Here is a 23,602-nt window from a genome sequence, read left to right on the forward strand (position 1 = left end):
GTCATCGTGAGCGGAGCCACGGGCGCCGGATCGGCCGGTACCTCTACGGGTACGGATGCGGACGGCGGCGGCCGTGGCTCCGCCGCGTCCGGCGGGGGCGGCGCGCCGCAGCCGCAGCCGGCGGACACGCACACCACCCAGCTGAAGGCGATCAAGGCGCCCGCGAAGGGGGCCGGTCCGGACGCTCAGGGAACCCAGGGGGGAACCGTGACCGACAGCCGAGGCCCGGGTGCACCCGGGGCGCCGGGCGCCCAGCCGGCGACCGCGCAGCCGCAGCAGGCCCCTTCCCCGCTGCCCGGGGAGCGCCGCCAGGAGCAGCCCGCCGGGCCCTACCACCCGCCGCAGGCCTACCCGGCGACGGAGGCCGCGCAGACGCCCACGGGGGCGGTACGACGGCCCCGCACCGGTGCCGGCGCGCGCACCGCGCCGCGCACCCGCAAGGCCCGGCTGCGGGTCGCCAAGGCCGACCCGTGGTCGGTGATGAAGGTCAGCTTCCTGCTCTCCATCGCGCTGGGCATCTGCTCGATCGTGGCGGCCGCGGTGCTGTGGATGGTGCTGGACGCGATGGGCGTGTTCTCCACGGTCGGCGGCACGATCTCGGAGGCGACCGGATCCAACGAGTCGAACGGCTTCGACCTCCAGTCGTTCCTGTCCCTGCCGCACGTCCTGATGTTCACGGCGATCATCGCGGTCATCGACGTCGTCCTCGCGACGGCGCTGGCGACCCTCGGCGCGTTCATCTACAACCTCTCCGCGGGTTTCGTCGGCGGCGTCGAGCTGACCTTGGCCGAGGACGAGTAACCGGGTTCAAACCTCTCCTGTCGGTCCCCCGACAACCGATTTTGGGACTGCCCCGGTCGTGCGCTAATCTTCAGGAGTCAGCGCGCGGGACACACACCGCAAAGCGCGGCGGGGCTATAGCTCAGTTGGTTAGAGCGCATCCCTGATAAGGATGAGGCCACAGGTTCAAATCCTGTTAGCCCCACCAGCGAGGAGACCCCCGGTCCATCAGGACCGGGGGTCTTCTGCGTGTGGTCCTGGAAGGGAGGACAGGGCACAAAAAACCCGACCGCTGGCGACGGGGGATGCACCAGCGATCGGGCTGTGGCCAGCGTAACAAGGTGGCCTGTGCGGTGGGAGTCAACTTCTCAGCCGTCATGAGCAGTTGTGATCGGGATCACTCAAAGACGGTCTGATATGGGGTCGGATCAGTCGTCGCAGGGCGGGTCGTAGGTGAGGCGGGGGAGGTACTCGCGCCATCTGGCCGGGGTGAGCACGTTGCGGGTGGCCGAACAGATGCGGGTGACCGCCTCGTCGACGTCCAGGCTCCACAGGCGGACCGTGTCGGCGCCGCTGGAGACGCCCAGCATGTCGCTCTGCGGGCCGAAGGAGAGGAAGTTGCCGGTCTTGGCGTTGGGGCTCATCGACTGCCCGATGGGGTGGGCGGCGGCGGGGTCGGAGACGTTCCACAGACGGACCGTGTTGTCGTTGCCGCCGCTGGCCAGGGTCCTGCCGTCCCGGCTGAAGGTCAGGGAGACCACGGCCTCGGTGTGACCGGTGAGGACCGCGCCGAGCCGCCTCGCGTGCTCCGGGTCGGAGACGTCCCAGAGCCGGACCGTGTCGTCGTCGCTGCCGCTGGCCAGGGTGTGCCCGTCGGGGCTGTAGCCCAGGGTGTTGACCGGGCCCAGGTGTCCCGTGAGGGGGCTGCCCAGGGACTTGGCCGAGGCCGGGTCGGAGACGTCCCACAGGCGGACGGTGCCGTCCGCGCTGCCGCTGGCCAGGGTCCGGCCGTCCGGGCTGAAGACGAGCGCGTTGACGTACCCGGTGTGGCCCTTGAGGGGTTCGCCGAGGCGCCTGGGCCGGGCCGGGTCGGAGATGTCCAGGAGCTGCACCGTGCGGTCGTCGTAGTCGGCGGCCACGGTGTGCCCGTCGGGGCTCAGAGCCAGTGCCTCGGCGCCTGCGTAGCGGGTGTCCAGCCGGACCGGTCTGCCGTACTGCGCGGGGTGCGCGGGGTCGGAGACGTTCCACAGCTGCACCCAGTTGACGTTGTTCTCGCCGGTCAGGATGACCAGGGTGCGGCCGTCGCGGGTGAACACCATCGAGCGCAGGTCCCGCCACCCGGTCCGGAACGGCTCCCCGAGCGCCGTGGGCCGGGCCGGGTCCGTGATGTTCCACAGCCTCATCCGGCTGTCGCCGCCCCCGGTGGCCAGGACCCGCCCGTCCGGGCTGAACGTCCCCGACTCGCCGATCATGTCCGCTCCCGGGACCGACCAGAGCCGCACCTTGCCGTCACCGCTGCCGGTGACGAGGGTGTGGCCGTCCGGGCTCCAGCCGACGGCGTACATCTCGCCGCTGCTGCCCGCGAGCGGCTCGCCCACCTGGGAGGGGAACGCCGGGTTGTCGACGTTCCACAGGCTGGCCGTGGAGTCCGCGCTGCCCGCAGCGAGCATGGAGCCGTCGGGACTGAAGGCCACCGACCAGACGGGCCCGGTGTGGCCGGTGAGCGGACCGCCGAGGGCCTTGGCGTGGGTCCGGTCGGAGACGTCCCACAGCCGTACGGTGTCGTCCTTGCTGCCGCTGGCCAGGGTCCGGCCGTCCGGGCTGAAGGCCACGGAGTGCACGGTCATGGAGTGTCCGAGCAGCGGAGCGCCGACGCGTCCGGGGTGCCGTGGGTCGGACACGTCGTAGAGCAGGATCGAGTTGTCGTCGCTGCCGGCCGCGAGCGTGTGGCCGTCCGGGCTGAACGCGATGGAGCGTACGGCCTCGGTGTGGCCGGTGAGGGTGCCCAGCGAGGCCGGCCGGCGTGGGTCGTGCACGTCCCACAGGCGTACGGTGCGGTCCTCGTCGGCGGTGGCCAGGGTGCGGCCGTCCGGGCTGAACGCGGCCAGGTAGATGGTGCCGTCGTGGCCGGTCAGGGGGGCGGCCAGGGCAGTGGGGTGCGTCGGGTCGGAGATGTCCCACAGGCGTACGGTGCCGTCGTCTCCGGCACTGGCCAGGGTGCGGCCGTCCGGGCTGAAGACCGCGCTGGAGACCCAGCTGGTGTGGCCGCGCAGTGGCTTGCCCAGGGGTTCGGGCCGGGTCGGGTCGCTGACGTCCCACAGCCGTACCGTGCGGTCGTAGGCGGCGGTCGCCAGCAGCTTGCCGTCGGGGCTGAAGGAGGTCAGGTAGACGGCGCCGGTGTGACCGAGGAGAGGTGTGGCCAGGGGCGCGTTCACGATCGATATCAGGCGGTTGCCGGCGCCCTCGTCGTCCCGGCGCAGGCCGTGCGCGACCAGGTCCAGCTGGGCGGAGAGCGACGGGTCCGAGTACTGGAACCGGTCGGCCTCCGCGATGACCTGCTCGAACACCGCGTCGTCCCGCTGCTGCCGGGCGATCACCGCGGAACCCGCGGCCAGGACCGCGAGCACGACCAGCGCCGACACCGCGGCCCGGCTGAGCCAGACCGTGCGCCGGCGCAGCCGGACCGAGGCGGCCAGGAACTCCACCGCGCTGCGGGTCAGGGAGGTGTCACCGGCCGACTTCGCCCAGGTGTGGGCCTGCTCGAGCCGTGAACCCCGGTAGAGCAGCGCGGAGTCGTGGTGTGAGTCGTCCCAGGCCCGGCCGTCCTCCTCCAGCCGCTGGCGCAGCAGGTTGCCGTTGCGGTCCTCGTCCAGCCACTCCCGTAGCCGGGGCCAGGCGTGCAGCAGGGCCTCGTGGGTGATCTCCACGGTGTCCGCGTCCAGTGTCACCAGCCGGGCCCGGACCAGGGCTTCGAGGGACTCCTCGGTCTTGTTCGGGTCGGTGGACTCGGCGGCCAGCTGGCGGCGGGTGCCGCGTCTGCGGGTGGCCTGGGTGTCCTCGCCGAGCCGCACCAGACGGAGCAGGAGCAGCCGGGCGGCGGTCCGGGCGGCCGGGTCGAGCCCGGACCAGGCGCGTTCGGCGGTCGCGGCGACGGCACCCTGGATGCCCCCGGCCGACCGGTAGCCGGCCAGGGTCAGCCGGCCGCCCTTGCGGCGCTGCCAGGTGGCGAGCAGGGCGTGGGAGAGGAGCGGCAGGACACCGGCGTCGTGGGCGCCGCGCGGGCCGTCGGCACTCACCTCACGGACGATCAGTTCGGGCAGGCCCGACTCCAGTTCCAGACCCACCGCCCTGGCCGGACCGGTCACGGCCTCGCGCAGTTCGGCGGTGGTCAGCGGGCCGAGCACCATGTGCCGGTGCTGGAGCGCGTCGGCGAGCTCCGGGTAGCCGAGGCACTGCTCGTAGAAGTCGGCACGGATACCGAGGACGACCAGGGCGGGGGCCGGCCGGCCGGAGGGGGCGGGGGTGCTGGCCGAGTGCAGGAGCTGGACGAAGGTGCGCCGGTCCGCCTCGTCGGCGCAGAGGGTGAAGGTCTCCTCGAACTGGTCCACGATCAGGACCGGACGGGGCGGGGCGGCGGGCGAGGGGGATGTTTCACGTGAAACATCGCCTATCGGCTTCCGAGCCCAGTTCCTGACCGCTTCCCGGACGGCGTCCGGGTCGTCCGGGTCCGCCAGCTCGGCCAGCTGGGGTATCCGGCGGGTCAGCTCCTTCACCGGGTCCGCGCCCGGGACGAGCTGAAGGATCTCGCGGGGGCCGCTCGCGTCACCGTCCAGGGCGCCCTGCTGCAACGCGGTGACCAGGCCGGCGTTCAGCAGTGAGGACTTCCCCGCGCCCGAGGCGCCGACCAGCATGACCAGGCCGCCGGCCGTCCGTACCGAGCGGAGCTGGGCGACCAGGGCGTCGGTGCTGCGTTCCCGGCCGAAGAACCAGCGGGCGTCCTCACGACGGTAGGAGGCCAGACCGCGGTACGGGCAGACGCTGTCGACCGGCGGTGCCTCCGCCTCCTCGGCCGCTTCCGGCACGGGTGGTTCGGCGACCGGGTCGGCCAGGGCCCGCTCCCACAGCTTCTGCCAGTGGGGCAGCTCGTACAGGCCGGGAGAGACCGGCGTCGGCTGGGAGCGGCGGGCCTGCGGGATGAGGACGTGGAGTACGGCGGAGAGCGCGGCGAACTGCGCGGGGACGTTCTTCGCCCGCCGCCAGTCGCTGATCCGCTGGGCGGAGACCCGTACGGCCCGCCCCCGCTCGTCCATGCGATGCAGCCGGTCGACCGCCTCCGCGACGCGTTTGAGCGGAGGATTGCCGGCCTCCTTGTACAGCAGCGCGAGACGTTCCGCGAAGGCTGTGCGTGCCCCAGCGTCGGGACCCAAGGCGCTCCACCCCTTACTTCCCCCGCTGCTGGACATCCGGACCGGAAAACTCACTTTATACGGCTGACCTGCGGTGAAGCCCTGAGCCGGATGTCGTGGCCTCCTCAGATCCGGGCCTGGGCTGGCAGGATTTCGCCTCAGCAACGCGGTAATCGGGTGTCGCCCGACGGGCCGACCAGCTCAGCAGTGGCTGAGACAGTTCACGGCACCGCACGTTCTCGGTCACCTTCGCCCGACGCCACCCGCGCCGTTCGGCGCCGGTCCCCACGTGGGGAGGGACCGGCGCCGAACGGCACGGGAAACCGCGTGCCGCCGCCCGGCGGGACGCGGCTCCGCCGGACCGCCGGTGACCTCAGTGTCGTGTCCAGCCTGCCGCGCGTGCCGTCTCCGTCGCGTGTTCCTCCGCCTCGTCGGCCGCCGCGTTCAGCGCGGAGTCCTGTCCCGCCGCCATACCGCCGGCCGCCTTCGCGGCCGCCTGGGACGCGGTGAGGGCGGCGCGCAGGGCCGTGGTCGCGGCGGGGCTGTCGTCCAGGGTTCCGGCGACCTGTGCGGCCAGTGCCGCGGCGGCGGCGGCGTTGCGGGCGCAGCGGGCGGCTGCCGCCGGGTCCGCCTCGGCGCCGTCCAGGGTGGTGAGGGACTGGGCCGAGAGCCGCAGTGCGTTCGCGGCCCGGCCGACGGGGGTCGTCGGGACGGTCTGGGCCGCGTCGGGGGTGACTCCCGCGTGGTGGCAGGTGGCTGCCGCGCGTTCGTATGCGCTGCGGGCGCGGGCCGCGTGCAGTTTTCTGAGGGTGTCTGCCGCGGAGGTGGTCATGGGTGTCTCCTCGCTGACAGGGTCGTAGCGGGACGGCGGGACGGCGGGACGGCGGGACGGCGGGACGGCGGGACGGCGGGACGGTGGGGCGGCGGGGCGGTGGGATGGCGGGACAGTGGGGCGGTGGGTCGCTGGGGGTGCGTTGCGGCTGGTCGCGCAGTTCCTCGTCCGGCCTTCGGCCGGGGGACCCCCAGCGCGCCCTTCGGGCTGATGCGCCGGTCAGCCGAACAGGCCCAGTGCGTCGTCCAGGGACCAGGTCTGCCAGCTGATCGCGAACAGGCCGGTCAGCGAGATCAGGGCCATCATCAGGTTCTGTCCCTGTTCCGCCCAGTCGTGGATCATGAGGACCAGGTAGATCAGGTTGAGCAGGAACCCGGCCACCAGCGCGATCGGCGTGAGGAATCCGGCGATCAGGCCGAGGCCCAGAGCGAGCTCCGCGTACGCCACCACGTGGGCCATCAGCCGGGGCCGGGGCGCCACGACGGTGTCGAAGCCCCGCCGGACCACCGGCCAGCGGTGTTTCTCCGCGACACCGGCGGCCCACCTGATGCCCCCGCCGCCGAACCACTGCTTCTTGTCCTTGTGCCGCCAGCTCTCCAGCCACCACAGGCCGAGCCCGATGCGGAGCACCGCGAACCATTCGGCACCGCTCAGCAAGGCTGATCGCATTCCGCACCCTCCCCGGATCCCTGCATGTACCTGACGATCCGTCAGTTCAGCGGAAGGCGGCGCGGGTCGCAAGGGGTCCGGCGGCCCTTGCTGGTACCGGCTTGCGGGCCTAGCCTGAATGCCGACGCCTTATCTGATGGGCCGTCAGATTTTTCTGGGACTCCGCAGGCAGCAGGGGGTAGGCATGGCAGACGACGCGACCGGCACCCGGGATCTGCCCAGGGTGATCAGCGTGGACGACCACGTGATCGAGCCCGCGCACCTCTTTGAGAGGTGGCTGCCGGGCAAGTACCGGGACAAGGGGCCCAGGCCCTTCACCGCCGGCATCGGCGAACTCGCCTACGTCGGCGGCAAGTACCGGTTCACCACCGACCCCGAGGGCCAGATCACCGACTGGTGGGAGTACGAGGGCCTGCTCTTCCCGTACAAGCGGATCATCGCGGCCGTCGGCTTCTCCCGGGACGAGATGACGCTCGACGGCATCACCCGGGAGCAGATGCGCCCCGGCTGCTGGGATCCCAAGGAGCGCCTCAAGGACATGGACATCAACCATGTCGAGGCCTCCCTCTGCTTCCCGACCTTCCCCCGGTTCTGCGGACAGACCTTCGCCGAGGCCGAGGACAAGGAGGTCGCCCTGGCCTGCGTCCGCGCCTACAACGACTGGATGGTGGAGGAGTGGTGCGGGGACAGCGGCGGCCGGCTGATCCCGCTGTGCCTGATCCCGCTGTGGGACATCGACCTGGCCGTCGCCGAGATCCGGCGCAACGCGGCGCGGGGCGTCCGCGCGGTCACCTTCAGCGAGATCCCCACCTATCTCGGCCTGCCGTCCATCCACTCCGGCTACTGGGACCCGTTCTTCGCGGTCTGCGAGGAGACCGGCACGGTCGTCAACATGCACATCGGGTCGAGCTCCCAGATGCCGGCGGCCTCCCCGGACGCCCCGCCCGCCGTGCAGGCCTCGCTGAGCTTCAACAACGCCATGGCCTCGATGATGGACTTCCTCTTCTCCGGGGTCCTGGTGAAGTTCCCCCGGCTCAAGCTGGCCTACAGCGAGGGCCAGATGGGCTGGATCCCGTACGCCCTGGAGCGCGCCGACGACGTCTGGGAGGAGCACCGGGCCTGGGGCGGGGTCAAGGACCTGATCCCGGAGCCGCCGTCGACGTACTACTACCGGCAGATCTTCTGCTGCTTCTTCCGTGACAAACACGGCATCGAGGCGATCGAGACCGTCGGGGTGGACAACGCGACCTTCGAGACGGACTACCCGCACGTCGACTCGACCTGGCCGGAGACCAGGCGGGTGGCCGAGGAACACGTGGGCGGCCTGGACCCCGAGGTTGCCTACAAGCTGCTGCGCGGCAACGCCATCCGGATGCTGGAACTGCCCTTCGCCTGACCCGGCCGGTTCAGCGGGCCGTCCGGTGGGCAGGGGAGTCGGCATGAGGGTCTCCGTCGATGCCGACGTCTGTTACGGGTCGGGTGAGTGCGCCTTCCGGGCACCCGCTGTGTTCGGTTTCGCGGACGGGTACGGTTTCGTCCTGCCCGGACGCGCGGAGAACGGAACGGACGCGGGGACCGGACGGGACGGGGAGCCCGGGCAGGATGCCGGGTCCGGGCGGGACGGGGAGTCCGTGGACGACGAACTGCTCCGGGACATCGCCGAGCGCTGCCCGTCCCAGGCGATCCGGATCGACGGCAAGAGGGTCACTGACTAACGGATGAGCAGCACCGGCACGGAACTCACCGACCTCCTGGCCACGTTCGGCCGCCGCTACGTCCGCGACCTCCCCGGTCCGTGGGGCAAGGCCCGCGCCGCCCGCGTGCTCAACGCGTACCTGCGCGACCACCCCCGCCGGCGGGTCGTGGAGACGCTCTCCGGCGACCGGTTCGCCGTCGACACCCAGGACCTCATCCAGCGCTACCTGTACCTGTTCGGGGTGTGGGAGCCGCACATGACCCGCTGGCTGCGCGGCCGGCTGGCGCCCGGGGACTGCTTCGTCGACGTCGGCGCCAACATCGGCGTCTTCAGCGTCCTCGCCTCCCGGCTGGTCGGCCCGCGGGGCCGGGTGGTCGCCGTGGAGGCCTCCCCCGCCTTCCACCGACGGCTGCGGCAGCAGAGCGCGCTCAACGGCTGCCGGAACATCCGCGCGGTCAACGCCGCCGTCTCCGACAGCCACCGCACCCTCACCTTCGTGCTCGTCAGCTCCCGGAACATGGGTGCCAACAGCATCGTGCCGTGGGACGGACCCGCCGAGTCCACCTTCGACATCGAGGCCGTTCCCCTGCCCGAACTGCTGCTGCCGGAGGAGATCGAGACGGCCCGGGTCGTCAAGATCGACGTGGAGGGCGCCGAGGGCGCGGTGGTACGCGGGCTCGCCCCGCTGCTGGAGAAGCTGCGGCCGGACGCCGAGATCACCGTCGAGGTCACCCCTGAGCGGATGGCCCAGCTCGGCGACTCGGCCGACGACCTGCTGCGCACCATGACCGACGCGGGCTACCACGTCTACCGGCTCGCCAACAGCTACGCGGCCGACAGCTACCCCCGCGCCCTGCACGGCGAGCCGGTGGTGCCGGTGCGCTGGGAGGGACCGGTGACACAGGAGAGCGACCTGGTGTTCTCCAGGGTGGACGCGACGACCCTGCCCTAGCCGCTGGTACGACGCCTCGCCCCAGCCGCTGGTACGACGCCTCGCCCCAGCCGCTGGTACGTCGGACACCTCGCCCTGGCCGCTGGTAGCCGACGCCGTCCTGGCCGCTAGTAAGCCGGCGGGTACTGCCACTTGTAGTCCGCCAGCGCTCGGGCCCGGGCCGCCACCACCGCCATGCGGGCCTCCCGCTCCGCCGGGTCGGTGTGTGCGGACTGGCCGGTGACCTGGCCCTCCCATTTGCGGTACAGCAGCCCCACCCGGGCCGAGAACCAGCCCCGGCTCACCGCGTTCAGCGCGAGCAGCAGCCCGGTGTCCTCGGAGGCCGGCAACGCCATCCAGCCGCCGAGGGCGAGCAGCAGCTCCCGGCGGACGCAGAGGGTCGCCGGGTGGACCTGGGCCCGGAAGTCGTTCGCCGTCCAGAAGTCCAGCACCACGCCGCGCTCGATCGGGCCCTCGTCGGGGTCGCCGGGGAAACCCGCCGTCGTACCGTCGGGCAGCAGGTCGAGGGCGCGTGCGGTGGACCAGCCGATACCGGGGTCGGCCTCCAGCGCCGCCAGATCACGGGCCAGCGCCCCCTCCGGCAGCTGGTCGTCGGCGTCGAGGATCTTGACGTACGGCCCTTCGGCGCGCGCCAGGGCGATGGTGCGGGCGACTCCGGGGCCGCCCGGACGGCCCTGCCGGAACGACACCCGGGCGTCGTCGGGGACGTACGGACGGACCTCGTCCCCGTATCCGTCCTCCTGGATCAGCCACCGCCACTGCCAGCCGGCCGGCAGCCGCTGCCCGCACAGGGACCGGTAGGCGTCCGGCAGGAAACGGGCCGCGGGGGCATGGACCGCGGTGACGACGGTGACGACCCGGACAGGCCCGCTCACGGCCGCGCTCACCACCTTTCCAGACGGGTCGTGAACAGCAGTTCGGTGCGGTCGCCGGGGAGCGTGACCGCGGTGACGTCCACGACACGGTCCCGGGTGTCGTACGACGTCTTGCGCAGCACGATCACCGAGGTGCCGGCCGGCAGGTCCAGCTCGCGGGCCTCCTCGGGCGTCGGCGGGCGGGCGGTGCAGCGCTCCTCGACGCGGTCGACCTCGATGCCGACGGTGTGCAGCTGGTGCTGGGTGCCGCCAGGCCAGGGTTCCCTGGTCTCGTCCAGGAGAGCCGGGTTCGCCGCGACCAGGTCACGGACGAGGTAGGAGGTCACCAGGCTGAAGGGGGCGGTCTCGGCCGTGTGCCGGGTGCGGTAGGTGCGCTCCAGGAGAACGGTGCCCTCGGGCACCCCGAACGCGTCGGCGAGGTCCGTGGGCGCGGTGAGCTCGCGGTACCGGGCGAAGAAGACCAGGTCGTCGAGGACCAGGCCGGTGTCGTGCTCGGTGGCGCCGGTCTGGGCCCGGGTCGCCTCCGGCATCCGGGCGCGGTCCTTCTCCCACTGGTACCGGCCGTTGTCACGGATCGCGCGGGTGCGGGGGCGGCGCACGAAGGTGCCGCTGCCGTGCCGTCTGTCGATCAGACCCTCGGCGCCCAGCAGGCGCAGCGCGTTCTGGACCGTCGGCACGCTCCGGCCGTAGTGCCGGGCCAGCTCCGCCTCGGAGGGCAGCCGGCCGCCGGGCTTGCGTTCGCCGTCCCTGATGGACCGGCGGAGATCGTCGGCGATCTCCTCGTAGGCCTTGGGCACGGAGCCAGCCTACGACTCCTCAGCAGGAGTCGACGGGTCGAGTGGTTCCGCACGGGGGATGCGGGCGGTGTGCGGGGGTGGTGTGCGAAGGCCCGCGGCCGGTTCCCGGCCGCGGGTCTGAGTCGCAGTAGGCGCTGGTACGTACGCAAGTCGCCCTTGCGCCGTTGCGTCTGGACTGTCCGTGCGGCTCAGCAGTCGAGCGGGGCGGCGGGGTGGTCGTCCGTGGTCTCCGACTCGGTGCCGTCGAGGGGCCGGTGCCGGCAGCTGGGGGACTTTCCGTGGGCCTCGGCCCGGATGCGCTGCTTCATCGTGGGGGGCAGTGACCTGGCATGGGACCAGAGCCAGTGGGTCTGTGCCGGGATCATCACCCGGTCGGTGCCCTTGTCGTGGTCGTCACCGCTGCTGTTGCGCGGGGCCTCGGTCCCCGGTACGGCGGTGGCGGTGGTGGCGGCGACGAATCCGAGCGCCGTGAACAGCGCGAGGAATGCGGTGACGATGGCGGTCCACAGCTTCATGACCTTGGCGTTCCCGGCCATGGCCCCTCACTTTCGGGTTGGGCGATTTGCGTACTTTCCTCATGATGTGTATGGGGATCGCGAAGTGGGGGACCTCGACCCGTGGCGCGTCGATGTTCAGATGAACACCACCCGTATGGGCGCACGAAGGTCGGAAAACCTCTGAAACCCGGCGAGAGCGGAGCAAAGTAACCGTCCGTGGGGGTGTGATCACCCTCCGATCGGAACGGCGCCGTCCCGTGCAACGCCTTGCGACGGGCCGGAGTTGGGGCCCGGCGCCAGGTCACCGATCGGTCTCGGCCGGTGTGTATAGTCGGGCGCCAGAGGTCCCCTACGTCAAGGAAGAGACGAGGTCGCGCGGTGAAGAAGCTTCTCCTGGTCGCACTGGCCGCCATCGGCGGGCTCCTCGTGTACCGCCAGATCCAGGCGGATCGCGCCGAGCAGGATCTGTGGACGGAGGCGACTGACTCCGTGCCCACGGGTTCGTGAGTACTACCGACAGCAGACGACACTGAGACCCCGGCCGCCGTAGCGGTCGGGGTTTTGCGTTCCCCAGGGCGACACCCGCACGGCGGGTGTTTCGGACGGTCGTACGGATCCCCGGGTGGCGCGGGGGCGCGCGGGGCAGTATGGGCCCCGTCCGGAACTTCGACGGCGGGCGAGCGACGGCTGGGGGCGCGCGTGATACTGCGGTTGCGTACGGCGGGACGGCGGGGTGACCGTACGGCCGGCGCCCTCCGGTGGACGGCGTGCCTGGCCCGCCTGCTCCCGCGGGGGACGCCGGCCGTCCTCGCACCCGCCGTGCTGCTGACGGCGCTGCTGCCGGCCCCCTCGGCCATGGCGGACGGGGGCAGCGGATACGCCTTCGCCGCGCACGCCCGCACCGTCCGCGGGGCGACCGGCACCGCGGACGCGGTACCGCTGGAGCCCGGCACCGTCTACCGCAGCAGCCTCCCGGACAAGGGCGCACGCTACTACCGCCTGGAGCTGCCCGCCGCCGACACGGCCTACGTCCCCGTCACCGCCGTGCCGCCCGCCGACGCCACCGTCTCCGCGAGCGACGGCATCGCGGTCTCCGTCGAGAACGCCAACGGGACCTCCTGTGACTACCAGGGCGCCCGCTTCGGCGCCGGACTGAGCCCCCGGCCGGTCACCGCGGTGGGACGACGGGACGCGGGCCGGGCGCTGTGCCAGGACGCGGGCACCTACTACGTGGTCGTCGAACGGCTCGTGACCGGCTCGAAGACCACGACCCCGGGCAGCTGGGACCTGGAGATCGCGCCCGTCACCGAACCCGCCCTGGCCAGAGCGGCCGCCACCACCGCGCCGCAGTCCTGGAACTCCGCGTCACCCCGACCCCTCACCGGCGACCCCCGCCGCCGCACCGGGGGCGCCGGCTTCAGCACGGCCCGCACCCTCGGCGAGGGCGTCTGGGGGACCGACATCACCCCCGGCCAGACCCTCTACTACGCCGTCCCGGTCGACTGGGGACAGCAGCTCCACGCCACCGTGGACCTGGGCAGCACCAGCGGCGACGCCCACGGCTACGTCAGTGCCGCGCTCAACCTCTCCCTCTACAACCCCGTCCGCGGCTACGTCGACGACCTCTCCCTCGGCTACGACGGCACCCAGAAGTCGTCCTCCCTCGACCCGCTGCCACCGGTGACCTACGCCAACCGGTACGCCGTCTCCGGCGAGGAGAACGCCGTCCGCTTCGCCGGCGCCTACTACCTCGTCGTCCATCTCACCGGGCAGACAGCGGACACCTTCGGGCAGGGACCGTACGGTGTGACCCTCCGGATCCGGGTCGACGGCACCCCGGACTCCGGCCCGGCGTACGCCGGTTCACCGGTACCGAAGGACGTCTTCGACGCGCCGGCGGCGGACCGGGGAGACCTCGTCGGCGCGGCCGGCGGCGACGACCCGGCGATGCGGGCGCTCGCGGTCGCCGGGATCGGCACGGGGACGGCGCTGCTGCTCGTCCTGGGCGTGTGGACCCTGACCGCCAGGCGCGCTCAGACCCGGGCCAACGCCCAGAAACCCACGGCGTAACAGGCCAGCGCGAGAAGCAGGATCGGGACCGCGGCCCTCGCCGGCGGACCGGCCCGCCGCACCCGCCGCCGACGCCGGCCGTGTGTCCGGGTGGCCGGCGGCGGACTCGGGCGGTCACGGGCGGTGTAGGTGGCGGTGGTCCCGTCGGCGTCCGGTGTGCGGGCCGGGGGGAGCGGCTGCGCCGGAGGCCAGGGCGTGACGGCCGGCTGCTCCGGTCGAGGGTGCGACGGGGGCAGAGGCAGGGGCAGGGACTGCGGTTGGACCAGCGGCTGCTGCTCATCCAAGGGCTGTGCCTGCGGCTGTGCCTGCGGCAGGGGCTGTGGCTGGGGCTGTTGACCGGCGGACGGCGTGGGGGGCGTCGGCGCCTGCGGTGGGGGGAGGCGGAAGCTGCCGGTGTCGGACATGGAGACGGGAACCTGACCGGTACCGGCGGCAGGCGGAGCGTCCGGGTCGCCCGTCCCGGGCCGGGACTCCGCGGAGGCGGGGGCGCGATACGACGGCGTTCCCGGACCTGTCGTGTACGTCGTTCCCGTCCTCGTGTCTGAACCCGGGCTGGGGCTCGGGCCCGTACTCGCCGCCCCCCGCCGCGCATCCACCCCGGAAGCGGGCCTGGTCGGGCCCGACGGTCCGAATCCCTCGGGCAGGGGCCCCAGTTGGTCGAAGATCTCGATCGACTCGTCGTCCGCGTCCGTCTCCGGGAGAAGCTCCCTGGCCTCGGCGAGCGCCCTGCGGGCTCCGGTGGCCGTGTGGAAGCGCGCGCGGGGGTCCGGCTGGAGGAGACTGGCGACGACCTGCCAGAGCGGATCGGGGATGCCCTTGGGGGCACCCGGGGTGCCGTGTTCGGCGAAGTACTGGACGAGCGCCTTGGCGTCGGGCTTGGCGCCTTCGAGGAGATACAGGGCGACCAGGCCCACGGCGAACAGGTCGGCCGTGAAATCGGGCTCTGCGCCCAGGAGTTGCTCGGGGGCGATGTAACCCGGCGTACCGACCACGAGGTTGGTCTCGGTCAGCCGGGCCTCGCCGAGCCGCATCGCGATGCCGAAGTCGGACAGTCTCAGCCGGGGACGGCCGGTGCCGGTGGCCTCCAGCAGGATGTTGGCGGGCTTGACGTCCCGGTGGACCACGTCCTCCGCGTGCACCGCCGCGAGACCGGAGAGCAACTGGTCGAGCAGGACGCAGACGAACGACGGGGGCAGCGGACCGTAGTCCCCCACGAGGTGGACCAGCGAGCCGCCGGCGACCAGGTCCATCGTGAACAGGACCTTGTCGTCGTCGGCGGCCCAGCTGGCCGGTGCCAGCACATGGGGATGGTCGATGCGCAGCGCCTGCTCCCGCACGAAACGCAGCAGCGCGTGGGCGTCGCTCTGCTGGAGCACCTTGGCCGCCACGTAGCGCTTGCGCCGGTGGTCCCAGGCACGCCAGACGGCGCCCACTCCGCCATGACCGATCGGGTCGGCCAGTTCGTACCGGCCCGCGAAGACCTCACCCATGACTGCCCGCAGCCCTCCCCCTCGAGTCCCCCCGGCAACCCCCGTGCCCGCTACCCCCCTTGCTTCCCCCGGATGAGCGATACGACCCCTCTCGTGTGACCCCCACGCCAGGACCGCGTCCCGCCCGGTGCACCGGACCCCCTCCGGTGTACCGGGCCGAGGCTCAGCTCTGGTGCGACTGGTAGTGCGTGACCGCGTCCGAGGTGCGGCCGGCGCCGTACACCCGGAGGAACTCCGCGAGCTCCGGGTGGGTCGGCGCGAGCGTGTCGGCGGCGTCGATGATGTCCCCCGCGGCGGCCACCGAACGCAGCAGCGACTGGATCTCGCGGACCACCCGCTTGACCGTCGGCGCTCCCGAACCGCTCGTCGTCTGCGTGGTGTTGCTGAGCACCGAGCCCCCCTGGGACTTCTTGATCTCGTCCATGCGCTCGGTCGCCTCGGCCGCGCTCACGCTGCCGTCGGCCACCTGGGCCGCCAGGTCCTGGAGCAGCTGCACCCGCTGGACCACGGCCGGGTTGCCGATCTTCGCCCGCTGGCCGCTCATCAGCTGCGACAGCATGGGCGCGGACAGTCCGAGGACCGCCGCCAGACGAGCCTGGTTGAGCCCCAGGTCGTCGATGAGCTTACGGAAGAGCGCCCCCAACGGCTCTCCGTACCAGTTCCGCTGTAGCTCCCGCGCTCTGGCGGTGGCTTCCTGCTGTGCGGCGTCCATTGCGTCTCCCCATCGCTTCCCCAAAAAAACCACGGTTCGCTACAGCGAACCTCGTCGAGCATCTTACGGAGAGTGGTCATCTGCGGGGACCCCCAATCTTTTTGCGAGGTACGGGGGGTGACCCGGTACTCTGGTGTGCGGCACCGACCGGCGGACCTCCCGCTCGGCCGGTCGCTTCCCGTACGGGGCCTTAGCTCAGTTGGTAGAGCGCCGTCTTTGCATGGCGGATGTCAGGGGTTCGACTCCCCTAGGCTCCACAAAAAACCCCTCTGACCTGCGTAAAAGCGGGTCAGAGGGGTTCTTCGTGTTCAGGTGTGTCCACAGGCCGTTTCACGTGAAACACCGTGGCGGGACGAGTCAGCGCTGATCGTCCGGGGACGCGCCCTCCTCCGCCTCCTTGGCCTGGACCTCGGGGTCGAGGGGAGAGGTCCCGTCCACCGAGTCGAGGCGGCCCGCCTCCGGGACCTCCGTCGCGGCGGGCGGCTCGACCAGCCAGTCCGGGTTGGCCTGCTTGTCCCACCACTTCCACGCGGCGAAGGCCGCACCGGCCGCCGCGCCGGCCACCACGAGCGCCCTGAACACCCGGCCGTACACCGAGCGCCGTGCGTTGCGGCGCGACAGCTTCTCGATCTGCTCGGCCGATACGTTGCCGCGCAGCGCGGCCAGCGCGGCGGCGCCCCGCGTGGTGGCCTCCTCGCGGACCGGCCCGGCCGCCGCCACAGCCTGCTCGATCTTCGGACGTGAGTAGTCGGCGGCCTGCCGGGCGGCCTTACGCGTCAGGTCGGCGGCGTCGTGCGCGGCCTGGTCCACCATCGGTGGCACATGGGCACGGGCCTGTTCCAGACGGGGCACGAGACGGGCGTCGTACTGGACGCGGGCCTGCTCAGCGGCCTGCGACACCACGGGCGCGAGCCGTACGCGTGCCTCCTGCGCGTAGTACGCGGCACGCTCCTTGGCCGTGTCGGCGTAGGGCGCCACCACTTCCGCGGCGTGCCGCACGCTGTCCTTCGCCGAGCTGGTCGCGGCGCGCACGCTCTCTTTGCGGGTCACGGGTTTTCCTCCTCCTCGGTGGCGTACGGTAATTCGACTTTCCACCCTTTTACGGATCATGCCTGCCGACGGGCCGAGCGGCGCGCGAGGACGGGCATACGGGTGCAACCAGAGCTAAGAGGGGCTTGCCGACGACAATGCCACGGATCGGCTCCCCACGCTCCCGTGCGACGGGGACTCCGCCGGGTTTCCGCAAGCGATTGGTGAGGATGTCCGCCAGGAGGCGGCCGACGGGCTCCGCGGCCGCCGTACCGTGCGAGGATCGTCGCGTCACATCCAACGTGGGGCCGAACCCCGCGCACACGCGAGCACGACGGAAGGCGGATCGTGGCCGAGCAGCTGTACGCCACCCTGAGGACCAGCCTCGGCGACATCGAGGTCCGGCTCTTCCCGAACCACGCGCCGAAGACGGTCAGCAACTTCGTCGAGCTGGCGCAGGGTGAGCGTGAGTGGACCCACCCGGGAACCGGCGAGGTCTCCACGAACCGGCTGTACGACGGCACCCTCTTCCACCGGGTGATGAGCGGCTTCATGATCCAGGGCGGCGACCCGCTCGGCAACGGCCTCGGCGGCCCCGGCTACAAGTTCGAGGACGAGTTCCACGTAGAGCTGCGCTTCGACCGCCCCTACCTGCTCGCCATGGCCAACGCCGGACCCCGGACCAACGGCTCCCAGTTCTTCATCACGGTCAACCCCGCTCCCCACCTCAACCGCAAGCACACCATCTTCGGCGAGGTCACCGACGCGGCCGGCCAGAAGGTCGTGGACGCCATCGCCGCCGTCCCGGTCACCGGGCCCAACAAACGGCCGGTGAAGGACGTGGTCCTGGAGACCGTCGTCATCGAGAAGCGCGAGGGCTGAGCGGCCGGTACGGAGCTCCGAAGGGAACCAAACGCCCCGCCCGTCCGTAAGGATGTGCGGGGCACAATGTCGCCCACGACGAACGAGGGGACCCCATGGAGGACCAGGCGGCAGGCAGCACGCACGACGCGCACAGCCTGCCCAAGTGCTACCGGCACCCGGACCGGGAGACCGGCGTGCACTGCACCCGCTGCGAGCGCCCCATCTGCCCCGAGTGCATGGTCAGCGCCTCCGTCGGCTTCCAGTGCCCCGAGTGCGTCCGCGGCACCACCGCCGGCCAGAGCGGCCCGCCGGCCGCCGCCTCCCGGCCGCGCACCCTCGCCGGCGGTACCGTCACCGCCGACCCCAGGCTGCTCACCAAGATCCTGATCGGCGTCAACATCGCGATCTTCCTGGTCCAGCTCTCCGTAGGGGACAGCTTCACCAACCGCTTCGATCTGATCGGGCAGGCCTGGTTCCCGCAGTTCGGCGATGTCGAGGGCGTCGCGCAGGGCCAGTACTACCGGATGCTGACCGCGATGTTCCTGCATGACAGCTCGAACTACATGCACATCGTGTTCAACATGCTCAGCCTGTGGTGGATCGGCGGCCCCCTGGAAGCGGCCCTCGGCCGTGCCCGCTACCTCACGCTCTACTTCGTCTCCGGCCTGGCCGGCAGCGCCCTCAGCTACCTGCTCGCCGCCCAGAACCAGCCCTCGCTCGGAGCGTCCGGCGCGATCTTCGGCCTCTTCGGCGCGACCGCGGTGCTGATCCGCCGGCTCAACTACGACATGCGGCCGATCATCGCCCTGCTGGTGATCAACCTCATCTTCACGTTCAGCGGCGGCATCGCCTGGCAGGCCCACATCGGCGGTCTGGTCGCCGGTGTGATCACCGGGTACGCGATGGTGCACGCCCCGCGCGAGCGGCGGAACCTCGTCCAGTACGGCACCTGCGCACTGGTCCTGCTGGTCACAGTGGTGATCACGGTCATCAGGACCGCACAGCTCACCTGAGCCTGGTTCACGGCGGCTCACCGCACCTATACCGAACCGTTGTCCACAGTCGGTGGCCGATCTTGTGCACAACGTGCGCGTACACCTGTGCCCCCTGTAACTCACCTGCGTCTCCGCAGGTCAGGCAGGGGGCACAGGGGTGGGCGGCGAACGTTGTGGTAGTCGTACCGGCGTCAATGGCTGATGGGTTATCCACAGATCGTCGTCTTTTCCCCAGGGGGGTGTGGACAGCAGATCAGGGCTGTGGATAACTCAGCGAACAGCCCTGGGGAGAGCTGTCGGCCGGGCTACTTCCACTGGGTGGAGACGCCGAAGCCGGCCGCGATGAAGCCGAAGCCCACGACGATGTTCCAGTTGTCGAGGCTGTCGATGGGGAGCGAACCGTCGGTCACGTAGAAGACGACGATCCAGGCCAGTCCGATGAGGAACATGGCCAGCATCACCGGCGCGACCCAGGCACGGCTGTTCAGCTTGATGGCGGTCGCCTGCTTCGCCGGGGGCGGCGTGTAGTCGGCCTTCTTGCGGATACGTGACTTCGGCACGAGGGTCTCTCCTGTCGATGCGCTGCGTGGCCGCGCAGGTAACTGGGTCGGGCTCGGGGCAGCGTACAAGGGGACAGTAAGGGCTCACTGAGCGCTCCCCCGGGCGTCCGTTAGCGTAGTGCTTCTACGGCGCCGAAGGAGATAAGGGTACGTTGAGCAATTCTGCCGACTCCAACGCGACCGGATCAACGCCTTCCGGGCCTCCTTCCGGGCCGGCTCCCAGGCGGGGCTTCCGACCGGTGCGGATTCTCACCGTGGGCGTCTTCGCCCTCGCCGGTCTCCTCTTCTTCACCAGCTTCAACACGGCCAAGGGCACCGACATCCGCTCGGACGACAACCTGCTGAAGCTGTCCGACCTGATCCAGGAGCGCAGCCGCAAGAACAAGGAGCTCGACGAGTCCAACGCGAGCACCCGCGACGGCAACGAGAAACTCGCCGAGCGCGACGACGGCTCCACCAAGGCCCAGGACGACAAGCTCACCGGCCTGGAGAAGGACGCGGGAACCCGGAAACTCACCGGCAGGGCGATCACGGTCACGCTCAACGACGCCCCGCCGAACGCCACCGCCAAGCTCCCCGGCTATCCCGAGCCGCAGCCCGACTACCTGGTCATCCACCAGCAGGACCTGCAAGCCGTGGTGAACGCGCTCTGGCAGAGCGGCGCCCGGGGGATCAAGGTCATGGACCAGCGGCTGATCTCCACCAGCGCGGTGCGCTGTGTCGGCAACACCCTGATCCTCCAGGGGCGGGTCTACTCGCCGCCGTACAAGATCCAGGCGGTCGGGGACCCGGCGAAGATGCAGCAGGCGCTCGCCGACTCCGAGGCGATCCAGAACTACATGGTGTACGTCAACGTGTACGGCCTCGGCTGGAAAGTCACCGAGGACGGGACGGTGACTCTTCCGGGCTACTCGGGCACAGTGGACCTGCACTACGCGAAGCCCGTGAAGTAAGCAGCTCGTCACTTTCTGGAGCCGCCGGTGCGCGTGATCGTCAGGACCGTCAGCGAGCTCTGCATCACCGTCGGCGCGCTCATCGTGCTCTTCGTCGCGTACGTGCTGTTCTGGACCGGGGTGAAGGCCGACAGCGTCATGCACGACCAGATCGACCAGTTACAGAGGCAGTGGTCGGACAGCGCCACGGTGCGCCCCACGGCGCGGGCCTCCGCCGTCGCGGTCCGGCCCGCCGCGTACCACTACGGCAGGCCTTTCGCGATCATGTACATCCCGCGGTTCGGTTTCACGTGGAACAAGCCGGTCCTCGAGGGCACCGGCACCGACGTGCTGAAGAAGGGCCTCGCCCACTACGCCAGGACGGCCCGGCTCGGCGGGCAGGGCAACTTCGCGGTCGCCGGCCACCGGCGTACGTACGGTGACCCGTTCCTCGACTTCCCGGAGCTCCGTAAGGGTGACGCGATCGTCCTGACCGACGGGACGACCTGGTTCACGTATCGGATCGACAAAGGCCCTTACAAAACAGTTCCGACGGACGTTGAAGTGATCGACCCTGTGCCACGTAAGTCGGGGTATACGCGTCCGGGGCGCTATCTCACGCTGACCACGTGCGATCCGGAGTGGGGGCACAGTCATCGGCTGATCGTCTGGGCGCATCTGGACTCCACACAGCCTGTGGAGGCAGGCAGACCGGCGGCGCTGCGCCGTTAGTCTGGTGCAGTACGGCGGGATTCTGGTGCCGTGGCGGAACGGAAGGGACGGCATGTACGGCTGGATCTGGCGGCATCTGCCGGGGAACGTGTGGGTGAGGGCGCTGATCTCGCTCGTACTGGTCCTGGCCGTGGTCTACGTCCTGTTCCAGTACGTCTTCCCCTGGGCCGAACCACTGCTGCCCTTCAACGATGTGACGGTGGACAACCAGTGAGTGCGCGGATTCTCGTCGTCGACAACTACGACAGCTTCGTCTTCAACCTGGTCCAGTACCTGTACCAGCTGGGCGCCGAGTGCGAGGTGCTGCGCAACGACGAGGTGTCGACGGCGCACGCCCAGGACGGCTTCGACGGCGTCCTGCTGTCGCCCGGCCCCGGCACCCCGGAGCAGGCGGGTGTCTGCGTGGACATGGTCCGGCACTGCGCCGCGACCGGCGTCCCGGTCTTCGGGGTCTGCCTGGGCATGCAGTCGATGCAGGTGGCGTACGGCGGTGTGGTGGACCGGGCGCCCGAGCTGCTGCACGGCAAGACCTCGCTGGTGGAGCACGCGGGCAAGGGGGTCTTCGCCGGCCTGCCGACCCCGTTCACCGCGACCCGCTACCACTCGCTCGCCGCGGAACCGGCCACGGTCCCGGCCGAGCTCGAGGTGACCGCCCGCACCCACGACGGGATCATCATGGGGCTCAGGCACCGCGAACTCCCGGTCGAGGGCGTGCAGTTCCATCCCGAGTCGGTGCTGACCGAGCACGGGCACCTGATGCTGGCCAACTGGCTGGTGGAATGCGGTGACCAGGGGGCCGTGGCGAGGTCGGCGGGGCTCGCCCCGGTGGTGGGCAGGGCCACGGCGTGACCGCGCTGCGCCCCGAGCGCGAGACCGATACCCCGTACGGGGGTCAGTCGTACGGGGGATCCGGCGCGCACGGGGAGACGGCGTTTCTTCCGCCGGTCGGGGAGCCGACGGCGTACCTCCCGCCGATCGACGAGGAGACCGTCGCCCTGCGGATCCCCGATCCGCCCCCCATATCGGCTTCTGCGGGCACGGCAGCCTCTCTCACCACGGGAGTCCCAGGGGGCGGCCGAGCGGCCCGCAGAAAGGCCGCCAAGCGCCGCGGTGGCCGTCACGGCGGGGCACCGGAGACTCCGGCCCAGGAGGCGCAGGGGAACCGGGCGTCGGGGCGTCCCCTGTCCCGGGTGGAGGCGCGTCGCCGGGAGCGGCTGCGCAAGCCCGGTCCGGCGGTCGTGGCGAGCCGGGCGATAGGCGAGGTGTTCATCACCACCGGTGTGCTGATGCTGCTCTTCGTCACCTACCAGCTGTGGTGGACGAACGTGCGCGCGCACGCCCAGGCCGGCAGCGAGGCCAGTTCGCTCCAGAAGGACTGGGCGAGCGGCAAGCGTGCCCCCGGGGTCTTCGAGCCCGGCCAGGGCTTCGCCATCCTGCACATCCCCAAGCTGGACGTGGTGGCGCCGATCGCCGAGGGCGTCAGCAACAAGAAGGTCCTCGACAAGGGCATGGTCGGGCACTACGGCGAGGGTGCGCTGAAGACCGCGATGCCGCAGGACAAGACCGGCAACTTCGGTCTGGCCGCGCACCGCAACACCCACGGTGAGCCGTTCCGGTACATCAACAAGCTGGTGGCCGGGGACGCCGTGGTGGTCGAGACGCAGGACGAGTACTTCGTGTACAAGGTGACGTCGATGCTGCCGGTGACGTCGCCGAGCAATGTGAGCGTGCTGGATCCGGTCCCGAAGGGCTCGGGATTCACCAAGGCGGGCCGGTACATCACCCTGACCACCTGTACGCCGGAGTTCACCAGCAAGTACCGGTTGATCGTCTGGGGCAAGATGGTGGAGGAACGCCCGCGCAGCAAGGGCAAGCCAGACGCGCTCGTCGAATAAGGGCTTAAGGGCTAAGGGCAGAGGAACAGTGGCAGCGACCGCCGACGACACCGCAGAGCAGACCGACGCGCCGGAGGCGGGGCCCGTGCCGGGCCGTCGGCCGATCGGCAGGATCGCGACCGCGGTCAGCGTCCTGGGGGAACTCCTCATCACGGCGGGCCTGGTGCTCGGCCTGTTCGTCGTCTACTCGCTCTGGTGGACGAACGTGATAGCGGACCGCAAGGCGGACCGGGAGGGCGACAAGGTGCGTGACACCTGGGCCCAGCAGGACACCGGCCCCGGCGCGCTGGACACGAAGGACGGCATCGGGTTCCTGCACGTGCCGTCCATGAGGAACGGCGAGGTGCTGGTCGAGAAGGGCACCTCGACGGAGATCCTCAACGACGGCGTGGCCGGCTACTACACGGACCCGGCGAAGGCGACGCTGCCCACCACCGGGAAGGCCGGCAACTTCACGCTCGCCGCGCACCGGGACGGCCACGGCGCGAAGTTCCACAACATCGACAAGGTGAAGGTCGGCGACCCGATCGTCTTCGAGACCCGTGACGACTGGTACGTCTACAAGGTCTACGACATCCTCCCGGAGACCTCGAAGTACAACGTCAAGGTCCTCTCCCAGGTCCCGACGGAGTCGGGCAGGAAGAAGCCCGGCCACTACATCACCCTGACCACCTGCACCCCGGTCTACACGAGCCGCTACCGCTACGTCGTCTGGGGCGAACTGGTCCGGGTCCAGAAGGTCGACAGCAAGCGCACCCCGCCGAAGGAACTGGGCTGACAGAGGTCCTTCGAGGACCTCTGTCGCCTGGCATGACGAGG

The 23,602-nt window shown here is 70.9% G+C and carries 24 protein-coding genes and 2 tRNA genes; 16 read left to right on the plus strand and 10 right to left on the minus strand.

Features of this window, described 5'->3' with window-relative positions:
* Positions 1-6: 6 nt before the first annotated feature.
* A complete protein-coding gene (locus AAW13_RS18805) occupies positions 7-801 on the plus strand; it encodes a DUF3566 domain-containing protein (RefSeq protein ID WP_046727622.1) in 795 nt (264 codons plus the stop codon).
* Positions 802-911: 110 nt separating this feature from the next.
* Positions 912-988: transfer RNA gene (locus AAW13_RS18810), tRNA-Ile, on the plus strand.
* Between the two features lie 220 nt (positions 989-1,208).
* Here AAW13_RS18810 and AAW13_RS18815 read toward each other — a convergent pair.
* The 3 genes from AAW13_RS18815 to AAW13_RS18825 form a co-directional block, all read right to left on the minus strand.
* Positions 1,209-5,243 carry an NACHT and WD repeat domain-containing protein gene (locus AAW13_RS18815; RefSeq protein ID WP_046727623.1) on the minus strand — a complete coding sequence of 1,345 codons (4,035 nt, stop codon included), beginning with the start codon at positions 5,241-5,243 and terminating at the stop codon, positions 1,209-1,211.
* A 316-nt stretch (positions 5,244-5,559) separates the two neighbouring features.
* The gene (locus AAW13_RS18820) at positions 5,560-6,018 is read right to left on the minus strand and encodes a hypothetical protein (RefSeq protein ID WP_046727624.1); all 459 of its coding nucleotides are present in this window, start codon (positions 6,016-6,018) and stop codon (positions 5,560-5,562) included.
* Between the two features lie 219 nt (positions 6,019-6,237).
* Positions 6,238-6,687, minus strand: a complete 450-nt coding sequence (locus AAW13_RS18825) for a DoxX family membrane protein (RefSeq protein WP_046727625.1) — start codon at positions 6,685-6,687, stop codon at positions 6,238-6,240.
* A 184-nt stretch (positions 6,688-6,871) separates the two neighbouring features.
* Here AAW13_RS18825 and AAW13_RS18830 point away from each other — a divergent pair, with 184 nt between their 5' ends.
* Genes AAW13_RS18830 through AAW13_RS18840 form a run of 3 tightly spaced genes read left to right on the plus strand, consistent with a single transcriptional unit; the run spans position 6,872 to position 9,335 of the window.
* Positions 6,872-8,083 (plus strand): amidohydrolase family protein, encoded by a 1,212-nt coding sequence (locus AAW13_RS18830; protein WP_046727626.1) that lies wholly within the window; start codon positions 6,872-6,874, stop codon positions 8,081-8,083.
* Between the two features lie 43 nt (positions 8,084-8,126).
* Complete coding sequence (locus tag AAW13_RS18835; protein ID WP_046727627.1) at positions 8,127-8,402, plus strand: ferredoxin; 276 nt, start codon at positions 8,127-8,129, stop codon at positions 8,400-8,402.
* A gap of 3 nt (positions 8,403-8,405) precedes the next feature.
* Complete coding sequence (locus tag AAW13_RS18840) at positions 8,406-9,335, plus strand: FkbM family methyltransferase (protein WP_046727628.1); 930 nt, start codon at positions 8,406-8,408, stop codon at positions 9,333-9,335.
* A 107-nt stretch (positions 9,336-9,442) separates the two neighbouring features.
* Here the strand turns inward: AAW13_RS18840 and AAW13_RS18845 are convergent, their stop codons facing one another.
* The 3 genes from AAW13_RS18845 to AAW13_RS18855 form a co-directional block, all read right to left on the minus strand.
* Positions 9,443-10,222, minus strand: coding sequence for a glycosyltransferase family 2 protein (locus AAW13_RS18845; RefSeq protein ID WP_046727629.1), 780 nt, complete (start codon positions 10,220-10,222; stop codon positions 9,443-9,445).
* Positions 10,219-11,007 carry a GntR family transcriptional regulator gene (locus tag AAW13_RS18850; RefSeq protein WP_046727630.1) on the minus strand — a complete coding sequence of 263 codons (789 nt, stop codon included), beginning with the start codon at positions 11,005-11,007 and terminating at the stop codon, positions 10,219-10,221. The genes AAW13_RS18845 and AAW13_RS18850 overlap by 4 nt, the downstream gene beginning before the upstream one ends.
* A 188-nt stretch (positions 11,008-11,195) precedes the next feature.
* Positions 11,196-11,543 (minus strand): DUF6344 domain-containing protein, encoded by a 348-nt coding sequence (locus tag AAW13_RS18855; RefSeq protein ID WP_046727631.1) that lies wholly within the window; start codon positions 11,541-11,543, stop codon positions 11,196-11,198.
* 339 nt (positions 11,544-11,882) lie between these two features.
* Between AAW13_RS18855 and AAW13_RS46795 the strand changes: the two genes are divergently transcribed.
* Complete coding sequence (locus AAW13_RS46795) at positions 11,883-12,011, plus strand: DLW-39 family protein (protein WP_003999697.1); 129 nt, start codon at positions 11,883-11,885, stop codon at positions 12,009-12,011.
* A 192-nt stretch (positions 12,012-12,203) separates the two neighbouring features.
* Positions 12,204-13,574 carry a hypothetical protein gene (locus AAW13_RS18860; protein ID WP_240528650.1) on the plus strand — a complete coding sequence of 457 codons (1,371 nt, stop codon included), beginning with the start codon at positions 12,204-12,206 and terminating at the stop codon, positions 13,572-13,574.
* On the opposite strand, the gene AAW13_RS18865 is transcribed toward AAW13_RS18860, so the two are convergent.
* Together AAW13_RS18865 and AAW13_RS18870 are read right to left on the minus strand one after the other, a co-directional pair.
* On the minus strand, positions 13,538-15,064 hold the full coding sequence (locus tag AAW13_RS18865) for a serine/threonine-protein kinase (protein ID WP_046727632.1): 1,527 nt from the start codon (positions 15,062-15,064) through the stop codon (positions 13,538-13,540). The genes AAW13_RS18860 and AAW13_RS18865 overlap by 37 nt on opposite strands.
* A gap of 163 nt (positions 15,065-15,227) precedes the next feature.
* On the minus strand, positions 15,228-15,776 hold the full coding sequence (locus AAW13_RS18870; protein ID WP_046727633.1) for a helix-turn-helix domain-containing protein: 549 nt from the start codon (positions 15,774-15,776) through the stop codon (positions 15,228-15,230).
* Positions 15,777-15,960: 184 nt separating this feature from the next.
* On the opposite strand from AAW13_RS18870, the gene AAW13_RS18875 reads away from it, so the two are divergent.
* A tRNA-Ala gene (locus AAW13_RS18875) sits at positions 15,961-16,033 on the plus strand.
* Positions 16,034-16,133: 100 nt separating this feature from the next.
* On the opposite strand, the gene AAW13_RS18880 is transcribed toward AAW13_RS18875, so the two are convergent.
* Positions 16,134-16,826, minus strand: a complete 693-nt coding sequence (locus AAW13_RS18880) for a DUF5324 family protein (protein ID WP_046727634.1) — start codon at positions 16,824-16,826, stop codon at positions 16,134-16,136.
* Between the two features lie 327 nt (positions 16,827-17,153).
* On the opposite strand from AAW13_RS18880, the gene AAW13_RS18885 reads away from it, so the two are divergent.
* Both AAW13_RS18885 and AAW13_RS18890 read left to right on the plus strand, forming a co-directional pair.
* Positions 17,154-17,687, plus strand: a complete 534-nt coding sequence (locus AAW13_RS18885) for a peptidylprolyl isomerase (protein WP_046727635.1) — start codon at positions 17,154-17,156, stop codon at positions 17,685-17,687.
* A 95-nt stretch (positions 17,688-17,782) separates the two neighbouring features.
* The gene (locus AAW13_RS18890) at positions 17,783-18,682 is read left to right on the plus strand and encodes a rhomboid family intramembrane serine protease (RefSeq protein WP_046727636.1); all 900 of its coding nucleotides are present in this window, start codon (positions 17,783-17,785) and stop codon (positions 18,680-18,682) included.
* A 287-nt stretch (positions 18,683-18,969) separates the two neighbouring features.
* On the opposite strand, the gene crgA is transcribed toward AAW13_RS18890, so the two are convergent.
* The gene (gene crgA, locus AAW13_RS18895; RefSeq protein WP_046727637.1) at positions 18,970-19,224 is read right to left on the minus strand and encodes a cell division protein CrgA; all 255 of its coding nucleotides are present in this window, start codon (positions 19,222-19,224) and stop codon (positions 18,970-18,972) included.
* Between the two features lie 152 nt (positions 19,225-19,376).
* On the opposite strand from crgA, the gene AAW13_RS18900 reads away from it, so the two are divergent.
* Genes AAW13_RS18900 through AAW13_RS18925 form a run of 6 tightly spaced genes read left to right on the plus strand, consistent with a single transcriptional unit; the run spans position 19,377 to position 23,561 of the window.
* Complete coding sequence (locus AAW13_RS18900; RefSeq protein WP_071659601.1) at positions 19,377-20,177, plus strand: DUF881 domain-containing protein; 801 nt, start codon at positions 19,377-19,379, stop codon at positions 20,175-20,177.
* 27 nt (positions 20,178-20,204) lie between these two features.
* Positions 20,205-20,888 carry a class E sortase gene (locus AAW13_RS18905; RefSeq protein WP_046727639.1) on the plus strand — a complete coding sequence of 228 codons (684 nt, stop codon included), beginning with the start codon at positions 20,205-20,207 and terminating at the stop codon, positions 20,886-20,888.
* Positions 20,889-20,940: 52 nt separating this feature from the next.
* Positions 20,941-21,102: a hypothetical protein gene (locus AAW13_RS18910; RefSeq protein WP_046727640.1), complete on the plus strand. Its 162-nt coding sequence runs from the start codon at positions 20,941-20,943 to the stop codon at positions 21,100-21,102.
* Complete coding sequence (locus tag AAW13_RS18915; RefSeq protein WP_046727641.1) at positions 21,099-21,737, plus strand: aminodeoxychorismate/anthranilate synthase component II; 639 nt, start codon at positions 21,099-21,101, stop codon at positions 21,735-21,737. Before AAW13_RS18910 ends, AAW13_RS18915 begins: the two co-directional genes overlap by 4 nt.
* Positions 21,734-22,783: a class E sortase gene (locus AAW13_RS18920; RefSeq protein WP_071659603.1), complete on the plus strand. Its 1,050-nt coding sequence runs from the start codon at positions 21,734-21,736 to the stop codon at positions 22,781-22,783. The genes AAW13_RS18915 and AAW13_RS18920 overlap by 4 nt, the downstream gene beginning before the upstream one ends.
* Before the next feature lie 28 nt (positions 22,784-22,811).
* A complete protein-coding gene (locus AAW13_RS18925) occupies positions 22,812-23,561 on the plus strand; it encodes a class E sortase (protein WP_046727642.1) in 750 nt (249 codons plus the stop codon).
* Positions 23,562-23,602: the final 41 nt, after the last annotated feature.

Source organism: Streptomyces humi (genome assembly GCF_001005085.2).
Classification (GTDB): Bacteria; Actinomycetota; Actinomycetes; order Streptomycetales; family Streptomycetaceae; genus Streptomyces; species Streptomyces humi.

Bases quoted from the DNA above. Each gene is read 5' to 3' on its own strand.
- AAW13_RS18815 (WP_046727623.1), bottom strand. From the start codon at position 5,243: ATGTCCAGCAGCGGGGGAAGTAAGGGGTGGAGCGCCTTGGGTCCCGAC.
- AAW13_RS18820 (WP_046727624.1), bottom strand. From the start codon at position 6,018: ATGACCACCTCCGCGGCAGACACCCTCAGAAAACTGCACGCGGCCCGC.
- AAW13_RS18825 (WP_046727625.1), bottom strand. From the start codon at position 6,687: ATGCGATCAGCCTTGCTGAGCGGTGCCGAATGGTTCGCGGTGCTCCGC.
- AAW13_RS18830 (WP_046727626.1), top strand. From the start codon at position 6,872: ATGGCAGACGACGCGACCGGCACCCGGGATCTGCCCAGGGTGATCAGC.
- AAW13_RS18835 (WP_046727627.1), top strand. From the start codon at position 8,127: ATGAGGGTCTCCGTCGATGCCGACGTCTGTTACGGGTCGGGTGAGTGC.
- AAW13_RS18840 (WP_046727628.1), top strand. From the start codon at position 8,406: ATGAGCAGCACCGGCACGGAACTCACCGACCTCCTGGCCACGTTCGGC.
- AAW13_RS18855 (WP_046727631.1), bottom strand. From the start codon at position 11,543: ATGGCCGGGAACGCCAAGGTCATGAAGCTGTGGACCGCCATCGTCACC.
- AAW13_RS18865 (WP_046727632.1), bottom strand. From the start codon at position 15,064: ATGGGTGAGGTCTTCGCGGGCCGGTACGAACTGGCCGACCCGATCGGT.
- AAW13_RS18870 (WP_046727633.1), bottom strand. From the start codon at position 15,776: ATGGACGCCGCACAGCAGGAAGCCACCGCCAGAGCGCGGGAGCTACAG.
- AAW13_RS18890 (WP_046727636.1), top strand. From the start codon at position 17,783: ATGGAGGACCAGGCGGCAGGCAGCACGCACGACGCGCACAGCCTGCCC.
- AAW13_RS18910 (WP_046727640.1), top strand. From the start codon at position 20,941: ATGTACGGCTGGATCTGGCGGCATCTGCCGGGGAACGTGTGGGTGAGG.